At 59.8% G+C, this 14223-nt stretch carries 26 protein-coding genes and 1 tRNA gene; 21 read left to right on the forward strand and 6 right to left on the reverse strand.

What is annotated here, in order from left to right; all coding sequences use genetic code 11:
• Positions 1–266: 266 nt before the first annotated feature.
• The 19 genes from AUQ37_RS08790 to AUQ37_RS08870 all read left to right on the forward strand — a co-directional run bounded on the left by AUQ37_RS08790 (position 267) and on the right by AUQ37_RS08870 (position 7803).
• Positions 267–665, forward strand: coding sequence for a hypothetical protein (locus tag AUQ37_RS08790; protein ID WP_058748278.1), 399 nt, complete (start codon positions 267–269; stop codon positions 663–665).
• Complete coding sequence (locus AUQ37_RS08795; RefSeq protein ID WP_058748279.1) at positions 662–1015, forward strand: hypothetical protein; 354 nt, start codon at positions 662–664, stop codon at positions 1013–1015. The genes AUQ37_RS08790 and AUQ37_RS08795 overlap by 4 nt, the downstream gene beginning before the upstream one ends.
• On the forward strand, positions 1012–1224 hold the full coding sequence (locus AUQ37_RS08800) for a hypothetical protein (protein ID WP_058748280.1): 213 nt from the start codon (positions 1012–1014) through the stop codon (positions 1222–1224). Before AUQ37_RS08795 ends, AUQ37_RS08800 begins: the two co-directional genes overlap by 4 nt.
• Positions 1221–1559, forward strand: coding sequence for a hypothetical protein (locus AUQ37_RS10175; protein ID WP_058748281.1), 339 nt, complete (start codon positions 1221–1223; stop codon positions 1557–1559). The genes AUQ37_RS08800 and AUQ37_RS10175 overlap by 4 nt, the downstream gene beginning before the upstream one ends.
• Positions 1556–2146, forward strand: a complete 591-nt coding sequence (locus AUQ37_RS08810; RefSeq protein ID WP_058748282.1) for a 3'-5' exonuclease — start codon at positions 1556–1558, stop codon at positions 2144–2146. The genes AUQ37_RS10175 and AUQ37_RS08810 overlap by 4 nt, the downstream gene beginning before the upstream one ends.
• Positions 2143–2346: a hypothetical protein gene (locus AUQ37_RS08815; RefSeq protein WP_058748283.1), complete on the forward strand. Its 204-nt coding sequence runs from the start codon at positions 2143–2145 to the stop codon at positions 2344–2346. Before AUQ37_RS08810 ends, AUQ37_RS08815 begins: the two co-directional genes overlap by 4 nt.
• Positions 2343–2693: a hypothetical protein gene (locus tag AUQ37_RS08820; RefSeq protein ID WP_058748284.1), complete on the forward strand. Its 351-nt coding sequence runs from the start codon at positions 2343–2345 to the stop codon at positions 2691–2693. Before AUQ37_RS08815 ends, AUQ37_RS08820 begins: the two co-directional genes overlap by 4 nt.
• Positions 2690–2908: a hypothetical protein gene (locus tag AUQ37_RS08825; RefSeq protein WP_058748285.1), complete on the forward strand. Its 219-nt coding sequence runs from the start codon at positions 2690–2692 to the stop codon at positions 2906–2908. Before AUQ37_RS08820 ends, AUQ37_RS08825 begins: the two co-directional genes overlap by 4 nt.
• The gene (locus tag AUQ37_RS08830; protein WP_058748286.1) at positions 2905–3300 is read left to right on the forward strand and encodes a DUF3850 domain-containing protein; all 396 of its coding nucleotides are present in this window, start codon (positions 2905–2907) and stop codon (positions 3298–3300) included. The genes AUQ37_RS08825 and AUQ37_RS08830 overlap by 4 nt, the downstream gene beginning before the upstream one ends.
• A complete protein-coding gene (locus AUQ37_RS08835; protein WP_058748287.1) occupies positions 3297–3533 on the forward strand; it encodes a hypothetical protein in 237 nt (78 codons plus the stop codon). Before AUQ37_RS08830 ends, AUQ37_RS08835 begins: the two co-directional genes overlap by 4 nt.
• Entirely contained in the window at positions 3530–3700 is a 171-nt protein-coding gene (locus AUQ37_RS10180; protein ID WP_157844394.1) for a hypothetical protein, read from the forward strand. Before AUQ37_RS08835 ends, AUQ37_RS10180 begins: the two co-directional genes overlap by 4 nt.
• A gap of 201 nt (positions 3701–3901) precedes the next feature.
• On the forward strand, positions 3902–4063 hold the full coding sequence (locus AUQ37_RS10185; protein ID WP_157844395.1) for a hypothetical protein: 162 nt from the start codon (positions 3902–3904) through the stop codon (positions 4061–4063).
• A gap of 1 nt (position 4064) precedes the next feature.
• Entirely contained in the window at positions 4065–4451 is a 387-nt protein-coding gene (locus AUQ37_RS08840) for a hypothetical protein (protein ID WP_058748288.1), read from the forward strand.
• Positions 4448–4798, forward strand: coding sequence for a hypothetical protein (locus AUQ37_RS08845; RefSeq protein WP_058748289.1), 351 nt, complete (start codon positions 4448–4450; stop codon positions 4796–4798). Before AUQ37_RS08840 ends, AUQ37_RS08845 begins: the two co-directional genes overlap by 4 nt.
• Positions 4795–5337 (forward strand): hypothetical protein, encoded by a 543-nt coding sequence (locus AUQ37_RS08850; RefSeq protein WP_157844396.1) that lies wholly within the window; start codon positions 4795–4797, stop codon positions 5335–5337. Before AUQ37_RS08845 ends, AUQ37_RS08850 begins: the two co-directional genes overlap by 4 nt.
• On the forward strand, positions 5334–5564 hold the full coding sequence (locus tag AUQ37_RS08855) for a hypothetical protein (RefSeq protein ID WP_058748291.1): 231 nt from the start codon (positions 5334–5336) through the stop codon (positions 5562–5564). Before AUQ37_RS08850 ends, AUQ37_RS08855 begins: the two co-directional genes overlap by 4 nt.
• Positions 5561–6919: a hypothetical protein gene (locus AUQ37_RS08860; RefSeq protein ID WP_058748292.1), complete on the forward strand. Its 1359-nt coding sequence runs from the start codon at positions 5561–5563 to the stop codon at positions 6917–6919. The genes AUQ37_RS08855 and AUQ37_RS08860 overlap by 4 nt, the downstream gene beginning before the upstream one ends.
• On the forward strand, positions 6916–7116 hold the full coding sequence (locus AUQ37_RS08865; protein WP_058748293.1) for a hypothetical protein: 201 nt from the start codon (positions 6916–6918) through the stop codon (positions 7114–7116). The genes AUQ37_RS08860 and AUQ37_RS08865 overlap by 4 nt, the downstream gene beginning before the upstream one ends.
• A 321-nt stretch (positions 7117–7437) precedes the next feature.
• A complete protein-coding gene (locus tag AUQ37_RS08870; protein WP_058748294.1) occupies positions 7438–7803 on the forward strand; it encodes a hypothetical protein in 366 nt (121 codons plus the stop codon).
• Positions 7804–8620: 817 nt separating this feature from the next.
• On the opposite strand, the gene AUQ37_RS13175 is transcribed toward AUQ37_RS08870, so the two are convergent.
• Positions 8621–8743 carry a hypothetical protein gene (locus tag AUQ37_RS13175; protein WP_255354919.1) on the reverse strand — a complete coding sequence of 41 codons (123 nt, stop codon included), beginning with the start codon at positions 8741–8743 and terminating at the stop codon, positions 8621–8623.
• Between the two features lie 175 nt (positions 8744–8918).
• Positions 8919–9074, reverse strand: a complete 156-nt coding sequence (locus AUQ37_RS10190; RefSeq protein ID WP_157844397.1) for a hypothetical protein — start codon at positions 9072–9074, stop codon at positions 8919–8921.
• Positions 9075–9208: 134 nt separating this feature from the next.
• Here AUQ37_RS10190 and AUQ37_RS08880 point away from each other — a divergent pair, with 134 nt between their 5' ends.
• A complete protein-coding gene (locus AUQ37_RS08880; RefSeq protein WP_058748296.1) occupies positions 9209–9394 on the forward strand; it encodes a hypothetical protein in 186 nt (61 codons plus the stop codon).
• Positions 9395–9460: 66 nt separating this feature from the next.
• Here AUQ37_RS08880 and AUQ37_RS08885 read toward each other — a convergent pair whose 3' ends face one another.
• The 4 genes from AUQ37_RS08885 to AUQ37_RS08900 all read right to left on the reverse strand — a co-directional run bounded on the left by AUQ37_RS08885 (position 9461) and on the right by AUQ37_RS08900 (position 13961).
• Positions 9461–10024: a MarR family winged helix-turn-helix transcriptional regulator gene (locus AUQ37_RS08885; protein WP_058748297.1), complete on the reverse strand. Its 564-nt coding sequence runs from the start codon at positions 10022–10024 to the stop codon at positions 9461–9463.
• Between the two features lie 15 nt (positions 10025–10039).
• Positions 10040–11212, reverse strand: a complete 1173-nt coding sequence (locus AUQ37_RS08890; RefSeq protein ID WP_058748298.1) for an MATE family efflux transporter — start codon at positions 11210–11212, stop codon at positions 10040–10042.
• 306 nt (positions 11213–11518) lie between these two features.
• The gene (proB, locus tag AUQ37_RS08895; protein WP_058748299.1) at positions 11519–12607 is read right to left on the reverse strand and encodes a glutamate 5-kinase; all 1089 of its coding nucleotides are present in this window, start codon (positions 12605–12607) and stop codon (positions 11519–11521) included.
• A 40-nt stretch (positions 12608–12647) separates the two neighbouring features.
• On the reverse strand, positions 12648–13961 hold the full coding sequence (locus AUQ37_RS08900) for a glutamate-5-semialdehyde dehydrogenase (RefSeq protein WP_058748300.1): 1314 nt from the start codon (positions 13959–13961) through the stop codon (positions 12648–12650).
• 53 nt (positions 13962–14014) lie between these two features.
• On the opposite strand from AUQ37_RS08900, the gene AUQ37_RS08905 reads away from it, so the two are divergent.
• Positions 14015–14100 (forward strand) — tRNA-Ser (locus AUQ37_RS08905).
• The last annotated feature ends 123 nt before the right edge of the window (positions 14101–14223 follow it).

Genomic DNA, 14223 nt, shown 5'->3' on the forward strand with positions numbered 1-14223 from the left:
GATTCTTCCCTTGTTTGTCCGCGCCCCGGCCCCCGCCCACCTCACCGTTTTTCTTCGGCGAGAGGTGGATATTATGTCGTCTGACACAAAATCAGAGGGGAAATTCCCCCGCAGATCCTGATCTGGCTTGAAGAACTGAAAGAGCTCGGAATCCACCCCCGCAGGGCCGACGAAGGTCCTCGCGGGGTCGTCTGGCATGTGCCGGAGGAGGCAAGAGAGAGCATCGGAGGGCCCGGAGATTACCTGGTCGCCTGGGAGGCTGCAGCATGATCCCGGTGCGCGTCCGCGTCCGCATCCCCAGGGAGGACCTGGAGGAGATGCGCGGCTGCCTGACGGCCCTTTTCGCGCCGGGATCCGGCGGCCGCAAGGGCGAGAGCACTGTCATCAGCCGCAGCGCATCCTACTCCAAGGATGAGATGCTGGTCGGCGCCAAGATCCTGTTCACATGGAGCAGGCACGAAGCAACCGCTTACATTTACACGCGCAGGAAGCCGGGGGTCAAGGCATCCTATTGCAGCTGCGTCGGATCCGTCAGCGGTCTCGAGCCCTCGTCTGCCGAGGAGCTCAAGGTCGTGATCTCCAACCCGGACTGGGACACCGGGAAATGGACCCAGTCGCTGATGGTCCTGGAAGCAATGGATCCTGCCGGGGAGATGAGCGCATGATCGACATCGATCTTTGGGGCGACAGCTCGATCTACATCGACGACGGCCGGTGCGTCCAGAACTTCCACTACGACATCAGGCCAGACAGCATCCGGGTATTCGCCCGCAACAAAACCATTGAGATCGATGTCGAATTCCTCAACCACAACATCTCGGCCGTTTTCGAGGGCGACACTCTCTGCGTCGGAGACAACTGCTACGCGGTAATCACCATCACGCGCCACGGGACCAAATACCTGTTCCCGGACGAGCTCCGGGGATGTGACAAGAGGATCGACAGCAATGCCCTCGAGGCATGGATGGCCGAGCATATCGACCTCCTCCAGGATGCCGAGGAGGCAGACGAATGACTCTCGGACCTACCGCATTCATTCTGGAGTTCCTCAAAACCCACTCCGGCGTCACATCGAGGCAGATCTGCGATGCCTACTCCGAGCACTTGGGGCATAGATGCAACCATGCCAGCATGACCACGAGGCTCAAGATGCTGAGCATGCAGCAGAGGATCGTTCGCGGAGGGATGCCCGGGCGTTACATCTACAGCGGGGTGAAGGAATGACCGCCGAGACACTGGAGCCCTGGATCATGGGGGGAGATGCCCCAGTCGACATCCCCGGCGCCGCCCCCTGCCCGTTCTGCGGGGGCATCGCCGCGCTGCAGCCTGCACACGAGCGGACCGACGAGTTCGACTCGAACGTGATCAGCACCGTCGACGACAGGGTGATCTTCAGTTACATGGGATGGAGCACCTACTCGCCCAACGCGCAGGATCGGAAGGACTACTACAGCAGTCCCGCAGTAAATCTCTGGCTGGTCCAGTGCAGGGATTGCGGCGCGTGCATCGGGCGCAGCTCATGGCGCGAGGCGGTCGCCGACTGGGGGGTGAGGCTTTGACGCGGATCTTTGTCGTCGACACCGAGACCACCGGACTCGACGGCGTCCCCGCCGGGGACCTGGTGCTCGACATCGGGATCGTCCGTGTCGACACCGTCACAGGCGAGGTTCTGCCCGCCTACTCCAAAATCGTCGGCTACAACGTAGACGACTGGGACTATGCGAAGCGCAATGCGTGGATCTTCGGCCACTCGGATCTGACCCTGGACGACGTCAGGGACGGAGTCCCTGTTTCCTGCGTCTCGGAGGATGTGCGCACGCTCCTGGCCGGCAACATCGCCACCGCGTACAACGTCCCCTTCGACTTCGGCAAATTTTTGCGCTACAGGCCATGGGCCGTCAGCTGCCATCTCGCCCCGGACATCATGATCGCCGCCCACAATCTCGTCGACGGGGAGTACGAGTTCGAGGATGGCTCGACGTCTTGGCCGAGGCTGGAGAAGGCATACTCGCAGCTCTGCCCGACCGACCCCGCGGGTCTGAACGGGGTCCAGAAGCACCGCGCCCTGTCCGACGCCATGGCCGCCGCCCACGTCATGCTGCGCCTGGTCAATGATGGAATCTACCCGAGGGAGGTGACGGCATGATCACCGTCGCCGACAGCAACACCCGCATCAAGTGCAGCTACTGCGGGTGGTCCGAGTACAAGGACCACGCCAGGTCCTGGCGCATCAGGAACGAGCGGCCTTACTGCCCCTACTGCGCCACGATCCTCTTTTCCGCGCCTCCGGAGGTGCCGCACATGTATCCGCACGATAAGGCCGCCAAGAAGGAGGCCGAACTATGACCGCGCTGCCGCAGAACGACTGGCTTGCGCAGATCCGCGATGCCGGATACCATCCGCTCAAGGTCAGGATCTTTCGGGGCGAGACCATCATCTACCTCTCCGGGGAGGAGATCGAGCGCATGATCCGCGAGTGGTGCGAGACCAAGAAGCAGCCGGAAGGGCTGTTCATCTGCGCCGACGCAGGAGGATGGACGGCCTGCGAGGGACAGACCGGGGAGTGCTATGTCGAATGGTTCCATTTCGAAAAGTACGCACTCCGCTGGCTCGTCTATGCGGACGGCGACGACACGGACAAGCTCCACCGGCTCGATGATCTTCTGTTCAAGAGATGGGAGGCGAAATCATGACCGGCGAAACCGTCTGGGTGCCTCATTACCGCACCGAGGGCGAGAAGCCCTGCGAGGGATGCGATCACCTGGAGAGCGGACTGGTCGAGGACGACGACGGCAAGCTGTGCCTGATGCACATTTGCCCGGTTAACAACCTGATCATGCACTACCCTAACAGGGTGGCCAGATGCCCCGATTGGGTGCATGGGAGCAAGAAGGAGGCGGGCCAATGACGACGATCAGGCGCTCGATGACCGGCGAGTGGATCGTCGAGCGTGACGGCCTTCACATCGTGTGGAAGTACAACCACCGCATGACGGCGCTGAACGCCGAGCTCATGGGCGACGGCAACGCGCGCATCTACGACGATACCCTGGACGGGACCCGCACGCACCATGTCAAGATCGACGGCGTGTGGATGCAGATGGTGGAGAGCGGGCTCAAGACGGTCGAGATCCGGTACAACGACCGCGACTACGAGATCGGCGATTGGCTGGTCATGCACCACATCGACGAGGATGGAGATCACATCGTGCAGAGGGTGATCGGGGCCGTGCTCACGGCGAAATACGTCGACGGTCTGAAGGAGGGCTACGTCGCCCTCGTACTGGGGGGTGCGAAATGACAGAGAATGAGACGTATGATCCCCGCGACTACGACATCATCTGCCCTGCTTGCGGGGCGAGGATAGATCGCGCGGAATGCGTGTGCGACGTAAGTGTGCTGTACCCTGATTTCGCGCGCTTCGAAGGGACGGTCTGGTGCAAGTGCGGGGCGACGTTGCGGTTCTCGATCTACTACGTTCCCACCAACGATGCTCCCGAGGTCGAGGTCGTCGATGAGGAGGAAGATCAATGAGATCCTACCCGGTTGTGTGCCCCGCCTGCATGACGGAGAACCTCTGGTCATTCACCGCGCTGCCCACCGCATATGTGAGCGGTCACATGATGTGCCGCCACTGCGGGCGGATGATCATGTTCAACACCTCGGCCATCACGAAGCACATCGAGCAGGAGAGTGAGTGAATGGCCACACGTGAAGACCTAGGTATCGCCGGTTTTGCACCGGGAGGGGATGTGAGACAACTCTTCCGCGCTTCAGCGGATCGCTGGCCGTACAACAACGGCAATGGCCTAATCTGCGATTACCTCGAACTGCCGATCCTGCGCATCGAGCTCTGCTATTGCATCGGCGACCATTCCTAGAAAGAGATCATCATCACGATCTTGAGGAACGAGCGCACGTACAACGAGAAGTTCGCAACGGCCATCAGCAGCATCAAAAAGATCCTGGATAAGGCGGACAAAATCACCGACGATATGGCCGAGAACATCATCGCGACGATTGCCGATACTGATGCGTCGTGCGATATCAGCTGGAGGCAGTGAGATGGCTCACCCGCTTTACTGGACCGCCGAAGATCTGGGCAACGACCTCGCAATAATAGTCGATATCCTCCGCGGCGGGCCGCCGCAGAGATTCTTCGACTACTTCGGCGCCGAAAAGCCGGAAGAGGCGCTTCTGCCGATTTCATACTGGTCTAAGGAGAGGATCTTGTTTTGCGTAAACAACTCTGACGCTCTCCGGCCTGCCTATCCGACGCTCAAGAGAATGAAACTGGCAGATCTTCAGGCCTGCGCCCTCCGCCGGGTGCTGGTCGCCCCCACCGGAAGATGCTGGACCGAGGAGGGTATGAAAGCTCACGAATGGCGCCATACAACATTCTGGAGCCTCGATACCGACTGGATCAAGCGCATAGCAGAGGCGAACGCATGAAACGTGAGGCGCCTCAAGGACATAATCACGCCTGGGAAGCGAACGGCTGCGAATCTCCGGAAGAGCTCATCGAGATCGTCGAGTACCTGAGCGAGATCTGCGGGGAGCTCTTCGGTCCGGACAGGGGATGGAAGGACCTCGCCGATACCCTGGATTCCGTTGCGAACAGGGCGCAGTGTGCATCAGATAGGGCCGATATGGCATTGGAAGCGGCCGGAGACAATGAGGGATCCATCGAGGAGCTCAAAGGGGATCTCGAAAGCGAGATTAAGCACATCAGCGAACAGCTGGAGAGCCTGAACGACCGCATCTCCCATCTGGAGAGGATCGCGGGGGCAAGAGAATGACCGGGCGGGAATACGGCGATTGCAGAAAATGCGCCCATTTTTTCCGTGTGGACCTCGAGGACGAGAGCCGCCCCCGGAGGGTCTTCGAGCCTCAAGGGTTCTGCGAGCTCGGCCAATGCTGCGGAGAATGGAGCCTGTATGTGAGCAGCAGCGTGGGCGCCACCTGCCCCTGCTACTGCCACGGAGAGAGCCAGGAAAGATGCTGCGAGCTCGAGGACAGGCTGACCTGCGAGGCCGAGAAGATCGCAGATCGGGCGATAGACATGCGCACGAAGGAATACCATGCCGTGAAGAACCTCCATCAGGCCATCGCCGAGAGGATCGGCGCAGAAGGCTGGTATGAACCTCTGATTCAAGACCGTCTGATCCTGCAGGCGGTCAAGCTTCAGATGATCCGGTCCGGGAAGTACGCCGAGGACATCAAGGACCTCCTGAAGGAACAGCGCATCACAGAAAAAGAGTACAAACGCATCCTCGCGCAGATCAGCGAGAGTATCTCATCGCTGACGAATGCCGCCGTCAGAGAGGGCAAAGAATGACGCCCGAGCAGGAGAAGGCGATCATCGCCGCCGTCAGATCTTTCCGTCCGGGAGCTCCGATCAATGTCGACGATGTGCAGTTCGCGGCCGCCGTCGACGGCCATGACCTAAGCGGAGTGCGCCCGTGGGAATGGGGGCCCGTCATGAACACCGTCTGCAAGAGTGCTGACGGGCCTTACGGCAACCACGACATGAGGACATGGATCATCCGGGAGGGGAGCGCATGACCACGCTTGCGCGTTATGCGATCATCGAGCCCTATCTCGATGGCAACGGCCACGAAGGGCACTGCATCTATGCTCTGGGAGAAGCCCCGGAATTCGTTGATGAGGGCGACAGGGACGCTTCCTGCATCGCCGATGAGAAGGATTGGGCCGCGATCGCCGCCGTAGATAACCGCCGCATGTGGCAGCTCCCCGACAAGCCTGATATTAAGGAGCCGACAGACCTGAAGCTGATCCATGACAGCATCTGCCGCTACATCCGCACCTATGTCTGGATCCGCGACACGAGGGCGTATGATTTCCTCGCATCCTGGGCTATTTTGACCTACATGAAGGAGGACTACCGCTTCATGCCGCTGCTCCTGCTGGACGGAGCGACGGCCTCCGGCAAATCAACTCTGCTGGAGATCCTCGAGAGCATCAGCTACCATGGATGCATCGTGGCAAGCTGCAGCGCCCCGTCGATCGTGCGTGCAGTAAAATGGACCTCCGCAACAGTGATTATCGACGAGGGGCTGGATACGCTGACATCGGACGGGCGCGGGACCGACGTCGTGAACGCACTTAAGTCCGTGACCAGCCCGTCCATGCGTTACATGAGGGCGAAGTACGGCACTGCGGATGATTTCACGGCCGAGTGCCTCTACACCTGCCTGGCCATGTCAATCAAGGGTGCCAACCTGGCCGAGGACATCATCAACCGCGGCGTCAGGATCCAGATGCTTGCACGCCCGGGTGGGGAGCAGTACCACGACTACGAGGACTACGACCACAACCACGGCGAGAGCTACGATCCGGAGGATGATGAGTTCATGAATGTCCGGCAGATCCGCACGGCCCTCTATGCCATGAGGATCCGGAGGCAGACCCTCGGCCCTGACAAGTGGAGAGAGTACAACGCCGTGGATCTGCGGCCGCAGATCGAGTATGTGGCCAAAGCCCTTAGAGAGAAGGACAAATGGGGGCGGCCGGCTTACATCCAGAAGTTCGACATGGACTATCCGGAGCACTGCCCTGTGATATCCAATCGCCTGGGAGATATCGTGCGCACGATCATACCGGTGACTCTGATGACCAAAACCAGCGCCGATGTGATGGCCATGCTCATCGATGCGGACAAGGATGCCAAGGAGGCAGGAAGGACCTCCATCGAGGGTGAGACGCTGTGCGCCATGAACGACGTCATCCTCGAGAGGATCGGCGGGGACGATATCCTCCGGGCGATGTCGATAAGCCGGGAGAGCCTGGGCAGGATCATCGGCACGATCACGACGCGCGACATCGCGCAGCGCCTCAACGACAACCTGCACGATTCGGGAGACCTCCAGCCTAGCCAGATGCTCCGACCAGGGACGTGACCGCGCACCTCAAGGCGTTGGGGATCCCCTATCAGATGGGCGCAGCCGGAGGGAGGCAGAGCCCGATCGGGCCAATCAATATATCTTTCTGGAACCTATATCTCTCCTGCCTCACGAGGTACGATCCGACGCAGAAGGAGCTCATCGAGATCGTCTCCGAAGCCGACGGCCAGAACCAATCTACCAAAATGTGGTAGATTAAACGTAACAAATTCGCGGTTATTCACCTAATTTCATTAAATATAAGGTGAATAGACGCGGATTTGTTCACTTTTCACTGTCTGGCTATGTGATTTTGAGTATTTAAAGAAGTGAATAAAGTGAATAAATCGGGAAAATCCTCGGAAAAACTAGGACGCTACCCGTTTTCTGGTGGGATTTCACACTACATCGCCGCCCGCTCTCCGTACTGCACGGAGGCGACGGTTCGCGAGGATTCGCGCAAACTCCGGTACTTCGCTCGGATCTTCGAGGAGCTCAAATCAGAAGGCAAGGTCCGGACGACGGATCCGCGGCACATGTCTCGCGGGGACATCGAGGCCTTCCTCATATGGATGAAGGTTCAGGGCCTGCAGGTCTCGACCCGCGTCAAATACCTCAACATCCTCGAGGCCTACCTCACCTCGTGGGGCAACAACATCATCCGCGAGCTCAAGGCCGACAAGACGCTCCATCTGCCGATCACCCCCTCCGGAGGGGAGATCCGCGCACTCACGCTCGGCGAGCTGCAGCATCTGCTCGACTGCACCTACAAGATGCCCTCCGATCGGGGGCAGATCATGCGCGCAGTCATCGCCTTAGGCTTCGGCACCGGATGCCGCCCCAAGGAGATCCTTGGCGCGGAGGTCAGGGACGTCGACGTGAAAAGATCCCGTTTTTGTTAGGCACCCTAAGGGGGAGGGGTCATGGGGAACGCCTCAATGGATTCCCATCGTCCGTGGAGATATGCTCCCCTTCCTGGAGGAATATCTGGAGGTGCGCAAGAACGCCCCACAATCGACGACGAGGGGCAAAGGCGTCCCCGACTACCTATTCCCGTCCCCCGTTGATTGTGGACCGATTTCCGGCAACGCCGTCCGCGTCTACAAGCGGCAATTGGAGGACATTTCGGGCATCCAATTCATGCTCAAGGATCTCCGGAGCTCCTTGGCATCGATCACCGTCGCGGCGACGTATCCCGCATCAAGGCGGTATCGCTGCAGCTCCGCCACAGCAAAGTCTCGACCACAGAGCACTACTATGCGCGCATCGACACGTCGGCCGAGATAGTCCACTCGATCGGGCAGGTTTGGCAGCAGCACCCGATCCAAAAGCGCTGATATAGGCGCTATTGATTTTTCATCGACTATCTGGATTGCAAAAGGGGCAAGTTTGGCCGGGCCCACCATCTTAGATGGCCAGCAAGATTTTTAGGTCATGTTAAATTTTAATCCGAAATCTCAGCCGGGTTCCGGCTGATCATCACGGCCGCGTTTCGTTAACGGGGACCTTCTCTACACAGTGGACACCGATACTGCCGCCCTGGACGGAGGAAGGGCTCTGCCCGGAGGCGAGAGAATGAGGACAGGGCCCGGGAAGCACGGTCGGACCGGCGTGACTGCATTCAGTATAAATATCTCCGAATGCAGTATCGATTTCAGGGAGAAGATGACGGCTCCGGAAGGAGCCGGACCCTTGAGGCGGGTCAGTCCCGATCATTCCTTACGGAATGTCGATGACGATCACGGCCTCGTCGGTCATGATCATCAGACGGAATCCGCGATTCCGACACTTGGTGACGATCAGTACGATCTTCTCGCCTCCTGCCGGGACGGTTCCGCGCATGCCGGGTGTAAGAGGTTCGGCATGCGCGAACTTCCCGTCTCCCGGCGTCCTTCTGAATGCGGCGTATCCGAAATAAACATATCGGGATCGCGCATCTTTACAACATACCACATCCCCGAAGGGGATGTAAGAGAACAAAATGGGGCCAGTGAGGTTCAAATTTTAAGAATCGGTCTTATTCCATTTCTTTTTTGAGCCTAGCCAAGGCCAGTTCTATTCCATGCGACCAGCTCGCGAACTCGTGCTCCTGCACTCCCTTGTCGAGGAACTCGAAAAGATCCTGCGAGATTGTGATGTTCAGAGATTTTTTGTTGCGTTTTGTAACTACCATACGTAACAAAATTCTGCACAAACGGTTGAATAAGACCCAAATTAATCTTTGTACTGCAAAGATTACCTTTGCAGGAAGACCAGAATATAACGAAATCGACGCTATCGGCGCAAGCTTTAGACGGCTCCTCGAAGGTGTTCTGCATCATATGCCCGGACGGGTCCAGGGTGCACCTCTGCCGCACCACGGCGGAGTGGTCCGCGGCCGCCGGGGACATCCTCGTCTGCAGGGAGTATGAGGGCGACTACGCGAGGATCAACTGCGATAAGGAGGTGCGGGACGCCCTCGGCGATCAGTGGAGGACCAATCCGATAAACTGATTCCTCGAACCTTTTTCCCAAACTTTTTCTCGTTTTTATTAGTCTGCAATCTGGCGCTATCAACGATTATTTCCGCGTGTCTGGCACAAGAAAGTTACTGGTCTGGCCGGACCCACCATCCCCTTCGTTTTCGCTGATGCGCCCTTCAGGCGCTGTTCCTACTGATCCCTTGTTCCTGCCGGCTGCGATCATCTTCCTGATGTTCTCGCTGAGCCTGCGCGTATAGGCGATGACGCTGCGGATCATCTCTTCGCTCTTCTCCGCACCCAGGACATCGAAGGCATTCTCCGAGGCCTCGTACAGCGGCAGGAGCAGCTTCTCCGCGTAGGCCGTGCCCGATTCGGTGAGGCGGACCTGCTTGTTGCGGCGGTCCGAAAGGTCCTCGGACAGCTCCGCATAGCCTTTCTCCCAGAGCGCTCTCACGATCTGATTGACACTCTGCTTCGAGCACATCATCGCCTCGGAGATCTCCTTCTGGGATATCGGGCCTGCATCGTACAGTATGTCGAGCACCAGCAGGCTCGTATAGCTCATTCCGACTGATTTCGCATAATCCTGGTAGAGCCTGTCGGCGGCCGCTGTCGAGTCCATCAGCCTGTCCGTCCGGTCGGTCTTCTTGCTGCCTTCCATGCACCCCGTGCCTCCTCATGCGTAATGGAAAACGGTTTTCTTCTTCTTAAAATAGTGAACTGTCAGGACGATCGCCAGGGTCTCCTCCATGGCCAGGGATGCCCAGACCCCGTCCGTCGAGAACAGCCAGGGCAGCACCGAGAGCGGGATCAGCAGGAACAGGGTGGTCCTCAGCAGCGAGAGGATGGCAGACGTCTTCCCGTCGTTCAGGGCAGTGAACATCGCGGATGCGAATATGTTGTACCCCATGAACAGCATCGACACGGAGAACACGTACACTCCTCTCACCCCGAGGTCCAGGACATCCGCGTTCTCGGCGGCGAACAGGGACGCCAGCGGGACCGCCAGGATCAGCAGCATTGCGAAGGTGATGACGGACAGGATGCCCATCGTCTTCAGCGCTATCCTGTAGATCTTCTGCAGATTCCCGACATCGCCGGCACCGTAATTGTAGCTGAACAAAGGAGCGATCCCCTCCGAATATCCCATGTACACGGCGGACAGCAGCATCTGGATGTTGACCACTATGGCCCCTGCGGCGACGCCATCGGACCCGGCGAGGTCCATGAGGATGATGTTGAGGGCGATCATCTTCACGGTGACGGCCAGAGAAGTGACCATCTCGCTGCTCCCGTTGGCAAACGCCTTGACGACCGCACGGCCTTCCCACCTCGGGCGGACGAAATAGAGGTCCCCTCTGCGGTTGAACATGAAGTAGATCAGCCCCACGGCCGTCTGGAAAGTATAGCCTATCCCGGAAGCGTATGCTGCCCCGGCGACCCCCATGTCGAGGATGCCCATCAGCACATAGTCGAGGACTATGTTGATCAGGCCGCCGGCTATTGTCGCGAACAGCCCGAGATGGGGCTTCCCGCTGAGGATGAACATGACGGAGAGGACCACGCCCCCCATGGCGACAGGCATCAGCAGGAACAGGGGAATGAGATAATCCTCGCAGAGATCGTACAGCGAGCCGCGGGCCCCGAGAGCGTAGATGATCGGCTCCCTGAACACCAGTCCCGCCACGCAGAACGCCGCGCTGATGGCAATGCAGAGCACCATGAACAGGCTGAAGTTCTCCCTGGCCTGCTGCTTCCTGCCCTCTCCGAGGCGTTTCCCTATGAGCGCGCTGCCCCCTATGGCGATCATCTGCCCCACGGCCATGGTGAAGACAAGGACGGGGGGCATCGATGTTGATCGCGGAGAGAGCATCGGTGCTGATCAGGTTCGACGCGAGCGCCGAATCCACCAGGCTGTAGATGTTCTGGAATACGAAGACCAGGATCGTCGGGACTGCGAAGAACAGCAGCGAGCGCGGCGATATCCTGATATTGACTGATTCTGCCATCGGTTACCCTCTCGAAATTGGTATATTTTCGATATAGTAAAATAAATTTACTATTTTGCAGACGGTAGGGACGGCACAGGATAGCCCGGAATACAGGCTTACCGAGGAGGGAGAGGATACCCCATGCACCTGAATGCAGGCGTTCCTCAGGGGAGCAGCGCGATGTTCTCGCTGAGGACGATGTCCCGGTGCTTCATGTTGCCGCCCAGGGCCGCCTTCGCCTCGGACGATCTCATCCCGCGGACGCGGTTGATCTCCTCCGAGCCGTAATCGGGAAGGGCGCGGGCGATGACGGCGCCGCCGCATACGATGTCCACCGGCTTCCCAGCCTCGAACGGGCCTTCGGCGTACTTGACGCCCACTGGCAGCAGGGAACGGTGCTCCCTGAGCGCCCTGCCGGCGCCCTCGTCCACCACGATCCTCCCCACCGGGGGCGCGGACTTGATCCATCTGCGCTTCTTGGTGATGGCGGAGTCGGCCACGAAAACCGTCCCGACCTCCTCCCCGCGGACCGCCCTGAGGATGACGTCCTCCTCGGCCGATGACGCAATGATCATCTGGCACCCTGCGTCGCGGCAGATCTCGGCGGCGCGGATCTTGGTCCTCATCCCGCCGGTGCCGGCCTTGGAGCCCGGGCCCCCGGCGGCCGAGAGCACATCGTCCCCTATCTCGGTCACCGTGCGGATAATCTTGGCGTCCGGGTTCTTCCTCGGGTCGCTGTCGTACAGCCCGTCGATGTCCGAGAGGATGATCAGGAGGTCCGCGTCCGCCCTGCTGGCTATTATCGCCGACAGGGTATCGTTGTCCCCGAAGATCGGCCCGATCTCCTTCACCGAGATGGCGTCGTTCTCGTTGAAGATGGGGACGGCCTTGTGCTTCAGGAGCTCGGCCATGGTGTTGTTCAGGTTGAGGACGACGTCCCTGTTCGAGTACCCGTCGGCGGTTATGAGTATCTGCCCGACAGTGAGGCCGTACTTCTGGAACGCATCGTTCCATTTCTGCATCAGTATGCCCTGGCCGACGGAGGCCGCAGCCTGCTTCACCGGGACCTCGTTGGGCTTGGGGACCACGTTGAGCGCTCTGAGGCCGATGCCTATGGCCCCGGAGGACACCAGCAGGACCTCTTTCCCTGCCGATTCCAGCTCCGACACCTGGCGGGCGATAGAATCCATGAAGGCGTCCGACGGGACGCTCCCGCCCATGGTGATGGAGGACGTCCCCACCTTGACGACTATCCTCTCCGGGTCCCCGAGGACCTCTTTCCTGTCCGCCGTCTCACTCCCCGAGGTCGAGTTTCTTCTGTATGTGCCGGTGGAGGTACTTCTTCGCGTGCGGCCCGGTGTAGTCGGCGACCTTCTGGCCGTTCCCGATCACGACGTACTTGTAGATGCACAGCCCCTCCATGCCCATCGGACCGCGGGCGTGCACCTTGCCGGTGGAGATGCCTATCTCCGCCCCTTTCCCGAAGCGGTAGCCGTCAGCGAAGCGGGTGGAGGCGTTGACCATGACGTCGGCGGAGTCGACGCCCTTGATGAACCTCTCGGCCGCCCTCCTGTCCTCGGTCACGATGCAGTCCGTGTGGTGGCTGCCGTAGGTGTTGATCTGCGCGATGGCGTCCTCGAGGCCGTCGACTATGCGCACGTTGATGATGCGGTCGTCGTACTCGGCGGACTTGTCCGCCTCGGTCGCCTCCTTCACCGGAAGTCCCAGCAGGTGCGGCATGCACTCGGGCGAGGCCCGGATCTCCACCCCTTTGGCGATGAGAGCGTCCGCCACCCTCGGCAGGATGAACTTCGCGATCTTCCTGTCCACGAGGAGCTGCTCGGCGGCGTTGCAGACCGCCGGATACTGGGCCTTCGAGTCCACCGTGACGTCTATCGCCTTCTGCAGCTCGGCGGCCCCGTCGATGTAGACATGGCAGACCCCCGCCGAATGGCCGAGCACCGGGATCTTGGTGTTGTCCTGGATATATTTCACGAAGGAGTAGGAGCCCCTCGGGACCAGGAGGTCGATGACCCCGTCGAGCTTCAGGATCTCCGACACATCCTCCCTGGACTCCATGAGGACGAAGGCCTCCTTCGGCACGCCCTCGGAGGCGGCGGCATCCCTCAGGATGTCGAACAGCGCCCTGTTGGACCTCTTCGCCTCTGAACCTCCCTTGAACACCACGGCGTTCCCGCTCTTGAGGCACAGGGACATGATCTGGGGGACAACCTCGGGGCGGGCCTCGAATATCACTCCCACCAGGCCGATCGGGCACCTGATCTGGTAGAGGGTAAGCCCCTCGTCGAGCTCGACGGTGTCCATGGTCTCGCCCACGGGGTCAGGGAGGGAGGCGACGGACTTCATGCTGGCTATCATGTCGTCCACCTTCCCGGCGTCCGTCTTCAGCCTCCGCATCATCTCCGGGGGGATCTTCCCCTCGGAATCCCTGACGTCCTCGGCGTTCGCTTCCAGGATCCCGGCCTTGTGGGATTCCAGGGCCGCCGCCATGGCCTCCAGGGCCCTGTCCTTTGTTTCGGACGGCAGGGCCGCCAGCGCCAGCGCCGCCCTTTTCGCCTCTATGACCTCGGAAGTCAGATCGCTCATGCCATGCTAATCTCGGTAATCCATATAAGGGTTGAGCGATTATTCGCAAGGGAGCCGAGATAGCCAAGCCCGGTATGGCGGCGGTCTTGAAAACCGCTGGTCCTTGACCTCGGGAGTTCGAATCTCTCTCTCGGCGCCATTTTACATTCCTGGCACCTCTCATATGCACATGGAGGGCGCCGGCCTGCGGAGGCCCTGCCGGACGCAGCCGCGCCACGACTGTGTTGAATAAGTCGGGCAAAGGAGATCCGGCCCGTCCGTC

Source organism: Candidatus Methanomethylophilus sp. 1R26 (assembly GCF_001481295.1).
Lineage (GTDB): Archaea > Thermoplasmatota > Thermoplasmata > Methanomassiliicoccales > Methanomethylophilaceae > Methanomethylophilus.